Origin of the sequence: Thalassospira sp. MIT121401, assembly GCF_047125595.1 — a bacterium.
Classification (GTDB): domain Bacteria; phylum Pseudomonadota; class Alphaproteobacteria; order Rhodospirillales; family Thalassospiraceae; genus Thalassospira; species Thalassospira povalilytica.
Genome location: NZ_CP138926.1, coordinates 2,120,568 through 2,134,554, shown reverse-complemented (window position 1 = coordinate 2,134,554; position 13,987 = coordinate 2,120,568). Strand labels below are relative to the sequence as shown.

General features: G+C 54.3%; 14 protein-coding genes. 10 read left to right on the top strand and 4 right to left on the bottom strand.

Going from position 1 to position 13,987, the window contains the following annotated elements:
- The first annotated feature begins 16 nt into the window (after positions 1 to 16).
- The 8 genes from SIB88_RS09765 to SIB88_RS09730 all read left to right on the top strand — a co-directional run bounded on the left by SIB88_RS09765 (position 17) and on the right by SIB88_RS09730 (position 8,526).
- Complete coding sequence (locus tag SIB88_RS09765; RefSeq protein WP_101248002.1) at positions 17 to 1,495, top strand: Ppx/GppA family phosphatase; 1,479 nt, start codon at positions 17 to 19, stop codon at positions 1,493 to 1,495.
- A 156-nt stretch (positions 1,496 to 1,651) separates the two neighbouring features.
- On the top strand, positions 1,652 to 2,941 hold the full coding sequence (locus SIB88_RS09760) for a DUF1835 domain-containing protein (RefSeq protein WP_412557952.1): 1,290 nt from the start codon (positions 1,652 to 1,654) through the stop codon (positions 2,939 to 2,941).
- A gap of 134 nt (positions 2,942 to 3,075) precedes the next feature.
- Positions 3,076 to 3,957, top strand: coding sequence for a glycosyltransferase family 2 protein (locus tag SIB88_RS09755; protein WP_206927291.1), 882 nt, complete (start codon positions 3,076 to 3,078; stop codon positions 3,955 to 3,957).
- Between the two features lie 55 nt (positions 3,958 to 4,012).
- Positions 4,013 to 4,783, top strand: a complete 771-nt coding sequence (rfbF, locus tag SIB88_RS09750; RefSeq protein WP_341651031.1) for a glucose-1-phosphate cytidylyltransferase — start codon at positions 4,013 to 4,015, stop codon at positions 4,781 to 4,783.
- A 5-nt stretch (positions 4,784 to 4,788) separates the two neighbouring features.
- Positions 4,789 to 5,874: a CDP-glucose 4,6-dehydratase gene (gene rfbG / locus SIB88_RS09745; protein ID WP_412557951.1), complete on the top strand. Its 1,086-nt coding sequence runs from the start codon at positions 4,789 to 4,791 to the stop codon at positions 5,872 to 5,874.
- Positions 5,871 to 7,103 (top strand): class I SAM-dependent methyltransferase, encoded by a 1,233-nt coding sequence (locus SIB88_RS09740; protein ID WP_412557950.1) that lies wholly within the window; start codon positions 5,871 to 5,873, stop codon positions 7,101 to 7,103. The genes rfbG and SIB88_RS09740 overlap by 4 nt, the downstream gene beginning before the upstream one ends.
- Entirely contained in the window at positions 7,100 to 7,636 is a 537-nt protein-coding gene (gene rfbC / locus SIB88_RS09735; protein ID WP_412565941.1) for a dTDP-4-dehydrorhamnose 3,5-epimerase, read from the top strand. Before SIB88_RS09740 ends, rfbC begins: the two co-directional genes overlap by 4 nt.
- Positions 7,633 to 8,526 (top strand): NAD-dependent epimerase/dehydratase family protein, encoded by an 894-nt coding sequence (locus tag SIB88_RS09730; RefSeq protein WP_412557949.1) that lies wholly within the window; start codon positions 7,633 to 7,635, stop codon positions 8,524 to 8,526. Before rfbC ends, SIB88_RS09730 begins: the two co-directional genes overlap by 4 nt.
- A gap of 51 nt (positions 8,527 to 8,577) precedes the next feature.
- Here the strand turns inward: SIB88_RS09730 and SIB88_RS09725 are convergent, their stop codons facing one another.
- Positions 8,578 to 9,492, bottom strand: a complete 915-nt coding sequence (locus SIB88_RS09725; RefSeq protein ID WP_412557948.1) for a LysR family transcriptional regulator — start codon at positions 9,490 to 9,492, stop codon at positions 8,578 to 8,580.
- A 100-nt stretch (positions 9,493 to 9,592) separates the two neighbouring features.
- On the opposite strand from SIB88_RS09725, the gene SIB88_RS09720 reads away from it, so the two are divergent.
- The gene (locus SIB88_RS09720; RefSeq protein WP_412557947.1) at positions 9,593 to 10,459 is read left to right on the top strand and encodes an SDR family oxidoreductase; all 867 of its coding nucleotides are present in this window, start codon (positions 9,593 to 9,595) and stop codon (positions 10,457 to 10,459) included.
- Between the two features lie 387 nt (positions 10,460 to 10,846).
- On the opposite strand, the gene SIB88_RS09715 is transcribed toward SIB88_RS09720, so the two are convergent.
- Together SIB88_RS09715 and SIB88_RS09710 are read right to left on the bottom strand one after the other, a co-directional pair.
- Positions 10,847 to 11,311 carry a DUF1348 family protein gene (locus tag SIB88_RS09715; RefSeq protein WP_114112656.1) on the bottom strand — a complete coding sequence of 155 codons (465 nt, stop codon included), beginning with the start codon at positions 11,309 to 11,311 and terminating at the stop codon, positions 10,847 to 10,849.
- A 106-nt stretch (positions 11,312 to 11,417) separates the two neighbouring features.
- On the bottom strand, positions 11,418 to 11,966 hold the full coding sequence (locus SIB88_RS09710; protein WP_228195829.1) for a carboxymuconolactone decarboxylase family protein: 549 nt from the start codon (positions 11,964 to 11,966) through the stop codon (positions 11,418 to 11,420).
- Between the two features lie 173 nt (positions 11,967 to 12,139).
- Between SIB88_RS09710 and SIB88_RS09705 the strand changes: the two genes are divergently transcribed.
- A complete protein-coding gene (locus tag SIB88_RS09705; RefSeq protein WP_412557946.1) occupies positions 12,140 to 12,718 on the top strand; it encodes a TetR/AcrR family transcriptional regulator in 579 nt (192 codons plus the stop codon).
- Between the two features lie 83 nt (positions 12,719 to 12,801).
- Here the strand turns inward: SIB88_RS09705 and rnd are convergent, their stop codons facing one another.
- Positions 12,802 to 13,965 (bottom strand): ribonuclease D, encoded by a 1,164-nt coding sequence (gene rnd, locus SIB88_RS09700; RefSeq protein ID WP_068518208.1) that lies wholly within the window; start codon positions 13,963 to 13,965, stop codon positions 12,802 to 12,804.
- Between the last annotated feature and the right edge of the window lie 22 nt (positions 13,966 to 13,987).

Genomic DNA, 13,987 nt, shown 5'->3' with positions numbered 1-13,987 from the left:
AGGTGCCACCAACAGTATGCTAACTGACCAACGGGCTTCCAACCGCATCGCGATCATTGATGTTGGCTCCAACTCTGTGCGCCTTGTGATTTTCGACGGCATGACGCGTGCCCCGATCCCGATTTTCAACGAGAAAGTCATGTGCGGACTGGGGCGTGATCCGGAAGATACCGGCAAGCTCAATCCCGAAGGGGTCGAGCTTGCCGTGGTCGCCATGCACCGGTTTGCAACGCTTCTGCGGGCGATGAAAGTTACCCATGTCGATGTGCTTGCAACGGCGGCGGTCCGTGCGGCCAGTGACGGTCAGCTGTTTTGCGATCGCATCGCCAAGGAAACCGGATTGACCGTCAAGGTGATTGACGGCCTTGAAGAAGCAAGGCTTTCGGCACTTGGCATTATCTCCGGCGATCCGGTTGCGACCGGCATCATGGGCGATATTGGTGGCGGGTCACTCGAACTGGTTCTTCTTGATCAGGGCGAAATCAAAAAACGCGTCAGCCTGCCCTTGGGGGCAATGCGCCTTCATGCGGTATTCGGGTCCGATCGCGCCCGCCTGACCAGTGAAATTACCCGCCATCTCGACAGTGTCGATTGGCTGGCCGAGGCCGCCGGGCAACAGCTTTTTGCGGTTGGCGGATCATGGCGCTCGATCGCAAAACTGTTCATCGCCCAGGAAAACTATCCGATTTCGGTTGTCCATAACCTGGCAATGCCGCGTTCGGAAATGGATGAACTGACCCATATCATTTCCCAGCAAAGTCGCATCTCGCTTGAAAAGGTTGGCGGTGTTTCAAAACGCCGTATCGACAGCCTGCCCCATGCCGCCCTTGTCATGAATATGTTGATGGCCCGCATGCGCCCAAGCGAAGTGGTCTTTTCCGGGCACGGATTGCGCGAAGGCTGGATGTATGAAGTCCTGCCCGAAGACTTGCGTCAGCGCGATCCGGTACTTGATGCCTGTCTGAGCTTCGCCGAAGACGGCGAACGTTTCCACCAGCATGGCGAAGAACTTGCCCACTGGTGCGCCCCGATCTTTACCGCACTTCCGGTCAATATCGAGCGGCTGCGTCTGGCGGCCTGCATTATCGGCGATATCGGATGGAACGAGCACCCCGACTACCGGGCAATCCAAAGCTATAACCGGATTTTGCGCCACCCCTATCTTGATCTCAATCACCATGACCGGGTGTTTCTCGCCTATACCATCGGGTCGCGCTATACCGGCAACTTCAAGGGTGATGAGTCAAGCGAACGCATCCTTGACGAGGATGACCGCCTGACTGGCCGACTGTTTGGTCATGCCATCCGTCTTGGCCATACGCTTTCAGGCGGGGTTGAGGGAATATTGCCCAAAACCCGTCTCGTCCTCGAAGCCGATAAATTGATCCTCGAATTCGACAAGCAGGTCGCCGCACTTTACGGCGAAGTGGTCGAACAAAGGCTTTCCAAACTGGCCAAGCTCATGAACCGCGAAAGTGAAGTCCGTCTGGTGTAAATCGGGAACGGTTTGCTTTCGCACCGAAAGCCGCTATGTTGGGGATGCTTCCAAGCACCCCGTCCGCGGAAAGGGCTGCGCCCGGTTTAACACATATGAAACACACGGTTTCCTTGCCTGTCTGGCGGACACAGGCGTTATGATCAGGGGAATCGTATGTCTGCATCAGGCAAAACGAAATCCGATAAAGCCAAATCTTCGCGCCCAAACCGCATCTTCTTTGACGGGCGCTTGAACCTTGAACAGCAACGAAAGCGCGCCAAGGATCTTTTGCGCGCCCTGCGTGCCGGGAACCAAACCGCGCAACAACGCTTTGTCGATGCAAATCATCCGATCGGGGCTGCGGGATTTGCCGATATCCGGCTTGCTAACGCCCAGTTGGTGATTGCACGGGAAAACGGCTTTGCCAGTTGGCCCAAGCTGAAAAACCATATCGACCGCATCACCGAACAGAACCGTCAGATTTCCAGCGGAAATCCGCCCGTGCTTGATACCAAACGCACCCTGCATCTGCGTTGCGGATCAGACATTCGGAACGGACTTGGCATTGCCGGTTTTGTCGGGGATTTTCTGGAATTTGCCGATCCGTTCTGTCAGGGGCCGGTGCCGGATCTGCCGCTTGATGAATTCATTTCAGTTCGCGCCGATTTCATCGCAAGCGGTTATCACATCACCCCAAAGGATGCATTGGCCAGAAGCAAACGCGAATATGATGCGCTGAACCGCCTGGATCAATTTGATCATGTGGTTTTGTGGTTCGAACATGACGGCTACGACCAGCTTATTCTGGCCTTCCTGATGGACTTCATCGCCACCGCACGACCCGCGACAAGGATCGAATTGATATCGGTCGGCGCAATCCCCGGTGTGGAGCGTTTTATCGGTCTTGGGCAATTGTCCCCGGAACTGCTGATCTGGTGCTGGGAAAATCATCGGGTACCGGTGACTGACGCCATGCTTGAAACCGGTCGCACGGCATGGAAGGCCATTCGCTCCGCAACGCCCGACGCACTGGAAAAATTCATCCAAACCGGAACCAGCGCCCTGCCCCATCTGATCCCGGCCCTTGAACGCCACATCGCCGAATTGCCGGACCCGCAGTCGGGGCTTGGCCTGACGCAGAAACTTGTCCTTCAGATCGCACGCGATCACGGCCCGCTTCCGGTTGGCAAAATCTATGCCCATCTCATGCGAAGCTACGATCCGCTTCCCTATCTGGCCGACCTGATGTTCTGGTCTGAAATCCAGACCATGATGCACTGCAAATCGCCGCTATTTACCCTGTCAGATAATCCGAACCAGCACTGGCCAACCCGCATCCTGACCATAACCGCGACCGGATCAGACACATTGGCAGGCAACCAAAACTTCCTCGACAATTTCACCACCACCCGCTGGGTCGGCGGGATCGAAATAACGCCGGAAACAGGCGGAGTTTTCTATTAAGAACGCCTGAGTGAATAACTTTGTTGGACGGGTTTCGCCTTTTTTGACAAAAGGCGAAACTGTCGTTGGACATTGTGACGGGATTGAATATGTTCACCGGCAACGGGACAGCATCAATTCTGCAGGATATTTTAATGGCAGCAAGAACAACTGTAATCACGATTACCCACAATGGTGGGCTGGTTATTGGTGGCCTTTTGAAATCGCTGCCTGCTGATCTTCCCTTGATCGTTGTTGATAACGCATCAAAGGACGATACCCTTGATATCGTTACGTCCTTGCGTCCCGATGCGAAAATCATTCGAAACCCGGTTGGCTTGGGCTATGGTGCTGCTGCCAGTCAGGGGCTTTCAGAAGTCACAACCGAATTTGCCCTGCTTGCAAATCCTGACGCTTTGATGACGCAGGATGCGATTGATGCCCTTGTTCAAGCGGCCGATCAATATCCAGAAGCGGCAATGTTTGGACCGCTCCATAAGGATGGCAACGGAAATATAGAACCCAGCCACGACGTCGAATTATGGAAGCGCGGCATTTTCGGAAAACAGGCATACGAAATTACGCCTGAGGGTCCGATATGCGTTGAATTCTTGTCTGGCGCAGTGAACCTTGTGCGAATGAACGCGATGAAGGAAGTCGGGTTTTATGATCCCGAAATTTACCTTTATTTCGAAGACGACGACATGTGCATGCGCTTCCGACAGGCCGGATATGGACTTATTCTTGTTGCTGCATCCGTGGTCACGCATCTGAATGGCGGCTCTGTCCGTCCAAATCGGGCATATTACTGGGAAAAGTTCTGGAACATTGCATGGTCCAGAATATACTTTGAAACCAAATACAAAGGCCGTCTGGCCGGAAGCTGCCTTGGCATAAAATACGCACTGCGATATGCCGGCAAGGCACTGGTGCATGGCATCGCGATGAAACGGGCAAAAGGCTGGCGTGATCTTGCCCGTTCGGCGGGGTCCTTGGCGGCCGTCTTCGGTGTCAGGGCCTCGAAACTTCCGCGCTGACACTTGAGTTCTGACGAACTGACGCATCAAACTGGATGAATGGGTACCTATTCTGATGAAGGCAGTAATTCTTGCTGGCGGTTATGGCAGCCGACTGAGTGAAGAAACCTCGGTCAAACCAAAACCGATGGTCGAAATCGGCGGCAAACCGATCCTGTGGCACCTGATGAAAATCTATTCCGCACACGGCGTGAATGAATTTGTCATCTGCCTTGGCTACAAGGGCTATGTGATCAAGGAATATTTTGCCAACTACTTCCTGCATCACGCTGATGTCACCATCGATATGGCATCCAATCAGCTTGAGTATCACAACGCCAATGCCGAGCCCTGGAAGATCACCCTTGTCGATACCGGCACCAACAGCATGACCGGCGGCCGTATCAAACGGGTTGGTGATTATCTTGATGATGACAAACCGTTCTGCCTGACCTATGGCGACGGTCTTGGCGATGTCGATATTACGGCAAGCATCGAATTCCACAGAAAACAGGGCCGCAAGGCAACCATGACGGTTGTCTCGCCTCCTGGCCGTTTTGGCGCAACTGTTCTTGATGGCGACCAGGTAACGGCGTTTCAGGAAAAGCCGCTTGGTGACGGCGCGCGCATCAATGCCGGATTCTTTGTGTGCGAGAAATCCGTCCTTGCCGAAATCAAGGATGATCAAACCGTCTGGGAAGCAGAACCGCTGCGCAACCTGTCAGAAAGCAACGAGCTTTCGGCATGGCGCCATGACGGCTTCTGGCAACCGATGGACACGCTGCGCGAAAAGCAGATGCTTGAAGGCCTGTGGGAAGGCGGAAACGCCCCCTGGAAGGTCTGGTAAAAACGATGCGTCCAAGTGAAAACCTTCGTTCTTTCTGGTCTGGTAAACGGGTCCTTCTGACCGGTCACACCGGTTTTAAAGGCAGTTGGGCCGCAGCATGGTTGATCAAAATGGGGGCCGAGGTTCACGGCTTTGCCCTGGCACCCGAAACCGATCCCAATCTGCATGACCTGCTTGATCTGGATTATGCCTCGGAAATGATTGCCGATCTTCGCGATCGTGCAGACGTGCAAAAGATGGTCCATAAGGTCCGGCCGGATCTGGTTTTGCATATGGCAGCACAGCCGCTGGTGCGTCGCGGTTACCGCGAACCGGTCGAGACCATGGCAACCAATATCATGGGCACCGCACATCTTCTTGATGCGCTACGCGACTGTGAAAGCGTCAAGGGCATTCTGGTCGTCACCAGCGACAAGGCCTATGACAATGACAGCTATGATCAGGCCCATGGCGAGATTGTCTTCCGCGAGGGCGATGCACTGGGCGGACGTGACCCCTATAGCGCATCCAAGGGTTGTCAGGAAATTGTCGCGCGCAGCTTTGAACAAAGCTATTTCCGCGCCAAGGGTATCGCGCTTGTCACGGCCCGCGCCGGCAACGTCGTTGGCGGCGGTGACTGGTCCGAAGATCGCCTGATGACCGATATCATTCGGGCGGCCGCGAACAACAAGGCAGTCGAACTTCGCAATCCCGCCACCACCCGCCCTTGGCAACATGTGATCGAACCGGTGGCAGGATATTTGATGTATCTTCAGGCTGTGGTCGAGAAAAAGGCATCGGTATCCGCACTGAACTTTGGCCCGAAAGAGTCCCATACCGTTGCGCATGTGACCGATTTGGTCCTGGATGCTTGGGGGTGCGATGCCGGAACCACACAACAGGATGTGTCGGCTGCCAGCAAAGAAGCCCTTACCCTTGCACTGGACTCAAGCCTTGCAACGACGACTTTGGCGTGGCAACCACGCCTTACACTACCCGAATGTGTAAACTGGATTGTCGAATGGCATAAAGCACATCTGGCAGGACAGAACATGCGGGACCTGACCGAAACACAGATTACTTCGTTTGAAGCGATGATGGATAAAGAATGACAACGCCAACTTGCCGTTCTTGCGGCACCGACCTTGAACATACCCTTGTTGATCTTGGCCTTAGCCCGCTTGCGAACTCCTATGTTCCGCTTGATCACAAGTCTGATATCGACCCAGCTTATCCGTTGCACGCCCGTGTCTGTGGCAAGTGTTTTCTGGTTCAGGTTGATGACGTTGTGCCGCCATCCGATATCTTTAGTCACTATGCCTATTTCTCAAGCTATTCGAGCAGCTGGGTCGAACATGCTCGCAAATACTGCGCAAGCGCGACCGAACGGCTTGGCCTGAACGATAAGTCATTCGTTGTCGAAGTGGCCTCCAACGACGGTTATCTGTTGCAGCATTTTGTTGCCAACAGCGTTCCAGTTCTTGGTGTTGAGCCCGCGGCCAATGTCGCCGCCGAAGCCGAGAAAAAAGGCGTTCGCAGTCTGGTGGCGTTCTTTGGCAAGGAAACAGCAGAAAACGTTGTCGCCGATCATGGCCATGCCGACCTGACGACGGCCAACAACGTTCTGGCGCATGTACCTGACATCAATGATTTTGTGTCGGGCTTTGCCGCGATCCTCAAAGACGATGGCGTCTCGACATTCGAGTTCCCCCATCTTTTGAACCTTTTGGAAAAGACCCAGTTCGATACGATCTATCACGAACACTTCTCCTACCTGTCGCTTTATGCGGTTGAGAAATGCTTTGCTGCGAACGGGCTTAAGGTCTTTGACGTCGAAGAACTGCCCACCCATGGGGGAAGTCTGCGTGTCTGGGCGCAAAAAACAGTTGGCACCCGTCCCGAAACGGACCGCCTGAATGCCGTCCGCGCAAAGGAAGCCGATGCAGGTATTGCTACCCTCTCCTGCTACGAAGGGTTTGAAACCAAGGTTCAAGCCATTCGTGACAGCCTGCTTGCCTTCCTGAAGAAGGCCAAGCTCGATGGTAAAACCGTTGCCGGTTACGGTGCTGCGGCCAAGGGCAATACCCTTTTGAATTATTGTGGGGTCGGAACAGATCTGATTGATTTCGTTGTCGATGCCAACCCGCACAAGCAAAACACCCTCCTTCCCGGAAGTCGCATTCCGGTTCATGCACCTGATATGCTTAAGGAACGCAAACCGGACTATGTCCTGATCCTGCCCTGGAACCTGCAGAACGAGATCATGGAAAGTGTCGGTTATGTTCGCAACTGGGGCGGACAGTTCCTTGTCGCAGTACCGGAAGTCACCGTTCTGCGATGAAGTTTACAAAGACAAATATCGCGGGTGTCGACCTGATCGAACTGGAAACACACGAAGATAACCGTGGTTTCTTTGCACGGTCATTTTGCGTTGATGAACTTGGCGATAATGGCCATGACTTCGCGGTCCATCAGGCGAACCTGTCTTTCAACCACCACGCAGGCACCTTGCGGGGAATGCATTATCAGGCAGCCCCGGTCGGAGATCCGAAAATTGTCCGCTGTATCGCCGGACGAATTTTTGATGTGGTAATTGACCTGCGCGCAGGATCACCAACCTATTGCCAGTGGACCGGTGCGGAACTTTCAGCCCAAAACCGTAAATCTTTCATCATCCCCGAAGGCTGCGCACATGGTTTCATCACACTCGACGACAATTCCGAGGTGATGTATCTGATGGGCGCCCCGTTTGAGGCAAATCTTGCAGCCGGAGTTCGCTGGAACGATCCGGCATTCGCGATTGAATGGCCGATCATGCCATCCCTGATCAATGATCGTGATGCGAACTATCCCGATTATGAGCGTCAAAAATGAAAGTCCTTGTAACCGGTGCCAATGGCCTTATCGGGTCTCATACCTGCCGGGCATTACGAGCATCCGGCCATGATGTTCTGACCTGCGGTCGATCCGGCCCCCAATCATCAAGCCATTATGTTGGCAACTTGCTTGCCCCGGATTTCAGATCCCGGATCATGCGGAATGAACGCCCCGATGGTCTGATCCATCTGGCATGGCAAACCAAGCACGGACATTTTTGGAACGCACCGGACAATGCCGACTGGCGCGTCGCCTCCATTGATCTGCTTGATCGTTTTCTCGAAATTGGCGGAACCCGTGCCGTTCTTGCCGGAAGCTGTGCCGAATATGACTGGACCATATCGGAAATTGGCAAGAAAACCTGCGAAACGGATGCTTGTGTACCCGGCACCCTTTATGGGCAGGAAAAACTGAAACTGGCCCGACACTGCCAGAACCTGATTGATCAGGGCTGTTCAATTGCATGGGGACGCCTGTTCCTTCTATGCGGACCGGGTGAATATCCGGCACGTTTTGTCCCGGCAGTAACCAAGGCCCTTCTTGCCGGTGACGCGGCAAAAATGAGTTCCGGAAAACAAGTCCGAGACTTCATGCATGTTGCGGATGCCGGCACTGCATTTGCATCAGTCTTTGAAAGCTCATTCAAAGGCATTCTCAATGTTGCAAGCGGCGAAGCGCATTCATTATTGTCGGTCGCAAACAGCTTGCAACAATTGATCGGACGTGGACAGGTATCAGCCGGCAGCCTGCCGGATCGCCCTGACGATCCCCCTTACCTCGTTGCCGATACGTCGATCCTTCATGATAAAATCGGCTTTGAGCCGAAGTACAATCTGGCAACGGCATTGGAAAGTTGCATTCAATGGTGGCGCAGTCAAACTGACTAGTCAGGAAGCCTATCGTCAAAATTAGCTGTTCACATCATTTGATGTACTCAGCTAGTCTAGGCCACGTGCAATCCTGAAAATCTCGCTGCGCAGCCATTTATGGGCTGCGTTTGCGGCGTTCCGGACGTGCCAGTATTGGGCAAAGCCATATTCGGGAAATTCCAGCGGAAAGTCACAGGTCGCAAAGCCTCCCATCACGTTTTCCGCCAATCGCGACGGCAATGTCGCGATGACCTTGGTGCCGCGGATCAGATTTGGAATGCTGGCAAAGGTTGAAACCTGCAACGCCGTGCGGCGTGATCGGCCAGTTGCACGCAGCAAATCGTCAATCGCCGACACATCATTTGCCCCGATGATCACACGCGCATGATCGGCCGCACAGTACCGATCAAGGGTATCGGGCGCAGCATCATGAAATGCCGGATCGTAAAAGCAGCGCATCTGTTCTCGAAACAGTGCCTGCATTGCGATATCGGCATGCTTGCCCGCCGACTGGATGCTGATGGCATGGTCAATCTTGCCACTGCGCAGCAAGCCGACAAAATGATCCTCGCCACTGATCGACAAGACCTTGAGACGAATATCTGCCTTGCAGGACTGCAATCGTTGCATCAATGCCGGCAAGACGACGCTGACTTCATAGTCATTACACCCAATCGTAAAATGCGCGCTATGAGACGGGTCATCCGGGTCAAACGTCACAACCCTGGTCAGATCACGCATCCCTTGTAACAAAGCACGGATCTGCGGCGCGATTTCATCGGCATGTGCGGTTGGCGCAACCGATCGCCCCGACCGTACAAAAAGCGGATCGCCGATAATCTGGCGCAACCGGTCAAGCCCGTGACTGACGGTGGGTTGCCCAACACCAAGACGATGCGCCGCAGCCGTCACCGATCCTTCGTCATAGATGGTCAGGAACAGACGCAACAACCGATAATCAAGATCAAACTCATCGATATTCATACATATTTATTATCACACCCATCGAATTGACCATATAGGTTTTAAAGATCACATTCTCCGTCATGAACAGGCGACGCCTGCCCCAAATTGGAGAATTCAAATGACAACACTGATTACCGGCGCAACCGGCCAACTCGGCACCCTCGTTGTGAAACACCTGCTTGATCGCCTTCCGGCCAGCGAAATTGCGGTAAGTGTCCGCACCCCGGCCAAGGCCGAAAATCTTGCCGCACTTGGCGTTGATGTTCGGCATGGTGATTTTGATGACCTAGCCCTGATGACCACTGCCTTCAAGGGCATCGAAACCGCCCTGATCATTTCAGCAGAAGCCGACAATGCAACCCGCATTGCCCAGCACCGCACAGCGGTTGATGCCGCCAAGGCCGCGGGCGTCAGACATCTGGTTTACACCAGTATCATTGACCCGCGCGCTGATGCCGATTTCACCTATTCCGCCATTCACCTTGATACCGAAAATTACATCAAGGAAAGCGGCCTGAACTACACCTTCCTGCGCAACAGTTTCTATGCCGACCTTCTGCTTGCCGGTGTTCCCCATGCACTTGAAACCGGGGCTTATGGCGCACCGGCGGGCGATGCCAAAATCACCTATATCCCGCGCAATGATTTGGCAGAGGCCGCCGCAGTGGTTCTTGCCAATCCCAAAAACCACATCAATGCGACCTATAACCTGACCGGTGCGAAAGCCGTGACCCATACCGAAATTGCCAGCTACATCGCCAAGGCGACTGGCAAGGACATTACCTTTGCCGACCTGCCGGGTGACGTCCACGTCGGGATCCTTAACAGCATCGGCCTTCCCGGCCATCTGGTCGAAGCCCTTGCCGGTCTTTATGTCGGCGCGAAAAAGGGCGATTACGAAACCGTCAGTGATGATTTCGAAACGCTGGTTGGCCGCAAGCCGCAATCTGTCGAAGATTTCATTCGCAAGGCGCTTGCGGCCTGAAGCCACCCCCTACCCCGAACAAAAAACAGCCGCCCCGCATTCCGGGCGGCTGTTCTTGTTTCCAACACGCACAACAGATCAGCGCCCAAAAAAAACGGACCCCAAACGGGGCCCGGCAAGTTTCAGGGAGGCATCGGAACAAGGGGCAATTCAGGTGATCTCGTCGCCCTGCTTTACGGTGCAAAACTCAGCAACGTCGAGACGAAAAGCACGGCGGTCGATGTGATCGAAAAGACAACATATTTGACAATCATGTTCAGGGTCCTTTGCTGGCGGGGGTGACAGACAAGACAGCACCGGGGACGTGCCACCTTGCCTGCCGGGAGACGAATGTTTTCCGCCGAAATTTCCTGTCCGCGTCGCGACACGGAACATGGCGGTCAGGCATCAAAGCCCAAGATCGGACAATCCGGGATGATCATCGGGACGGCGTCCTTGCGGCCAATGGAACAATCGTTCCTGTTCCGTGATCGGTTTGTCATTGATCGATGCAACGCGATGACGCATCAGGCCATCTTCATCAAATTCCCAATTCTCGTTGCCATAGGCACGGAACCAGTTGCCGCTGTCATCGCGATATTCATAGGCAAAGCGCACGGCGATCCGGTTTTCATGAAACGCCCACAGCTCCTTGATCAGGCGGTATTCCATCTCCCTGGCCCATTTGCGGGTCAGAAAAGCGACAATGTTTTCGCGACCGGCAAACATTTCCGAACGGTTTCGCCACTGGCTGTCTGGCGTGTAGGCCAGGGAAACCTTTTGCGGATCACGGCTGTTCCAGCCGTCTTCCGCCAGGCGGACTTTCTGTTTGGCGGTCTCGATATTAAAGGGAGGAAGCGGCGGCCGTGACATCGATCTTGTCCTTTGGTGCTGGTTTGAAAAAGGAACCCCGGTCGGTTCGGAGCGATATGCGGAGGGGGGACCACCGACCGGGGCTTTGCCGGAAGCAGGCCTGCCCTTAGGCAGCAGATGCCGTCACGACCGGAAAATCAATCGGCGTATCGAACGCCTCGTTCAGGTAATTGGTCAGGGTATTCAGCGCGACATGTGCCACGATCTCGACCAGTTCGGCCTCGCTAAATCCGGCTTCCTTGACGGCCGAAACATCCGCAGCGGAAACCTGGCCACGGTTATGAACCAATGCCACGGCAAAGCGCACGGCGGCATTGGCCTTCGGGTCGGTCGACGCCCCGTTGCGATTGGCGGCAATTTCCGCATCGTCAAGTTTCGCAAGATTCTTGCCAAGATAGGTATGCGCCGACAGGCAATAGTCACAGCCATTAAGCTGGGCAACCGCAAGGGCGATGCGTTCACGGGTCTGGGGATCAAGTGCACCTTTGGCCAAGGCACCGTTAAGACCAAGATAGCCTTCAAGTGCTGCCGGGCTGTTGGCTGTCAAACGAAACAGGTTCGGCACCGATCCGAGCAGTTTGTTCACGCCTTCAAGAAGCGGCTGGGCATTTGCCGGTGCGGCATCAATGGATGCAGGAAGCGTAATTCGCGTCATGGACTTTCTCCTTAAAAGATTTTGCGTCATCAGCTGATGAACGATATATACAGACCAGTCTGTCTACTTGTCAAATATTTTTTGGACCGGTCGTTCTGAAACGTGCAATGCTTGCATTTCTGCGCCCTTCGCGGCACAAGAAGACAGACCGGTCTGACTATTGGAGAAAAAAATTGAGATCAAAACGCGACGATCTGATCGATACGGCGCTGCGCCTGTTCTACACACAGGGCTTCAACGCCACCGGCATTGACAAGATTCTTGCCGAGTCCGGCGTCGCCAAAATGACGATGTACAAACATTTCAAATCAAAGGACGACCTGATTGTTGCCGCCCTTGAACGTCGCGATGAACAGTTCAGGGACTGGCTGACCGGTGAAATGGAAAAGGCATCGTCCGAACCGCGCGCCAAACTGCTTGCCATGTATGATGCGCTTGAAATCTGGTTTACCGGGCGCGCCTTCAAGGGGCTCGGTTTTGCCGGCTGTGCGTTTATCAATGCATCGGGCGAATTTTCAAAACTCGACCACCCTGCCCATCGCATTGCCGCCGATCACAAGAAAAAGATCCTCGACTATCTTGTCGAACTTTGCAGCGCGGCGGGTGCGCCTGATCCGGTCGGACTTGCCGAACAGCTTGCCCTGCTTAAGGAAGGGGCGATTGTAACCGCACAGGTGCGCGGCCTGTCTGATGCTGCCCAGATTGCCAAATCAATTGCCACTGGCCTTCTCGATGCGGCCATACCGGCATAAGGCAGCCTGTTGCCTTGATCCGTGCGGCCAACAAAAAACGGAGCCATCCGGCTCCGTCTTTTTGATCGGCAATGTGTAAGTCGTCAGGCGTCAAGATCGACCAGAACGACTTCACCGTTTTTCAGCTTGAGGCCAAGCTGACCGTGTTTTAGACGCAAGGCATACTGCCCGAACAATTCGCGACGCCAACCATGCATGGCCGGAACATCGGCATTGTCGTCTGCGGCAATATTTTGCAAATCATCGCCGGATGCCACCAGTCGCTGGGCCACACCCTTTTCCTCGGCGCACAGCTTGAGCAACACCTTAAGAAGCTCGACCGTCGGGCCGATGCCGGCTGGCAATTCAATGCGCTGTTTTGGTTTGGGCCACTGATCCTGTGGCAAGGCCAAAGCTGCCTTGATTGCTTCGATGATTGCCTGACCGGGCTTGGAGCTTCCGAAATTGCGGCCAACACCGCGGGTCTTGTCCAAGTCCGCTTCGGTCATTGGCTGACGCGCGGCGATATCAAGCAGCGTGTCATCACGCAAAATGCGATTGCGCGGCAGGTTCTTGCGCTGGGCCTCTGTCTCGCGCCATTCGCCAAGCGCGCGGGCAACGGCCAGAAACTTCGGGCTGTTTGACCGGGTCTTGAGACGCAACCAGGCATCTGCCGGATCAATCGAATAGATCGACGGATCGGTCAGACGTTCCATTTCTTCGAAAAGCCAGACCGCCCGGCCATTGGCCTCAAGCCGTTCGTGGAAATCTTCATAGATCACGCGCAGATGCGTCACATCCGAAAGCGCATAATTGATCTGTTTCGAAGATAACGGACGACGTGACCAGTCGGTGAACCGCATGGATTTGTCGATGCTTTTGCGCGCGACCTTGTTGACCAGTGTCTCGTATCCGACCTGGTCACCATAGCCAAGCACCATGGCCGCCACCTGGGTATCAAACACCGGATGGGGCACCTTGCCCGACAAATGTACGAAAATTTCGATATCCTGACGGGCCGCGTGAAACACCTTGATCACGCTTTCATCCTGCATCAGCTCAAACAGCGGCGACAGGTCAATGCCTTCGGCAAGCGGGTCAACCGCCGCACCGTTGTCCGAATGTTCCGGACTCGCAAGCTGCACAAGACACAGTTGCGGCCAATATGTCGAGTCCCGCATGAATTCGGTATCGACTGTAACGTAATCGAACTTGCGCAAGCTATCGCACAAGCTTCGCAGTTCTTCTGTAGTTGTAATAGGTTCCATGTCGATTGCTATAACATTGCCC

What these genes read in the sequence shown, in the direction of transcription:
- SIB88_RS09725 (WP_412557948.1), bottom strand. Translation starts at nt 9,492, where the DNA reads ATGAATATCGATGAGTTTGATCTTGATTATCGGTTGTTGCGTCTGTTC.
- SIB88_RS09730 (WP_412557949.1), top strand. Translation starts at nt 7,633, where the DNA reads ATGAAAGTCCTTGTAACCGGTGCCAATGGCCTTATCGGGTCTCATACC.
- SIB88_RS09760 (WP_412557952.1), top strand. Translation starts at nt 1,652, where the DNA reads ATGTCTGCATCAGGCAAAACGAAATCCGATAAAGCCAAATCTTCGCGC.
- rfbG (WP_412557951.1), top strand. Translation starts at nt 4,789, where the DNA reads ATGCGTCCAAGTGAAAACCTTCGTTCTTTCTGGTCTGGTAAACGGGTC.
- SIB88_RS09720 (WP_412557947.1), top strand. Translation starts at nt 9,593, where the DNA reads ATGACAACACTGATTACCGGCGCAACCGGCCAACTCGGCACCCTCGTT.
- SIB88_RS09765 (WP_101248002.1), top strand. Translation starts at nt 17, where the DNA reads ATGCTAACTGACCAACGGGCTTCCAACCGCATCGCGATCATTGATGTT.
- SIB88_RS09715 (WP_114112656.1), bottom strand. Translation starts at nt 11,311, where the DNA reads ATGTCACGGCCGCCGCTTCCTCCCTTTAATATCGAGACCGCCAAACAG.
- SIB88_RS09755 (WP_206927291.1), top strand. Translation starts at nt 3,076, where the DNA reads ATGGCAGCAAGAACAACTGTAATCACGATTACCCACAATGGTGGGCTG.
- SIB88_RS09710 (WP_228195829.1), bottom strand. Translation starts at nt 11,966, where the DNA reads ATGACGCGAATTACGCTTCCTGCATCCATTGATGCCGCACCGGCAAAT.
- rfbC (WP_412565941.1), top strand. Translation starts at nt 7,100, where the DNA reads ATGAAGTTTACAAAGACAAATATCGCGGGTGTCGACCTGATCGAACTG.
- rfbF (WP_341651031.1), top strand. Translation starts at nt 4,013, where the DNA reads ATGAAGGCAGTAATTCTTGCTGGCGGTTATGGCAGCCGACTGAGTGAA.
- rnd (WP_068518208.1), bottom strand. Translation starts at nt 13,965, where the DNA reads ATGGAACCTATTACAACTACAGAAGAACTGCGAAGCTTGTGCGATAGC.
- SIB88_RS09740 (WP_412557950.1), top strand. Translation starts at nt 5,871, where the DNA reads ATGACAACGCCAACTTGCCGTTCTTGCGGCACCGACCTTGAACATACC.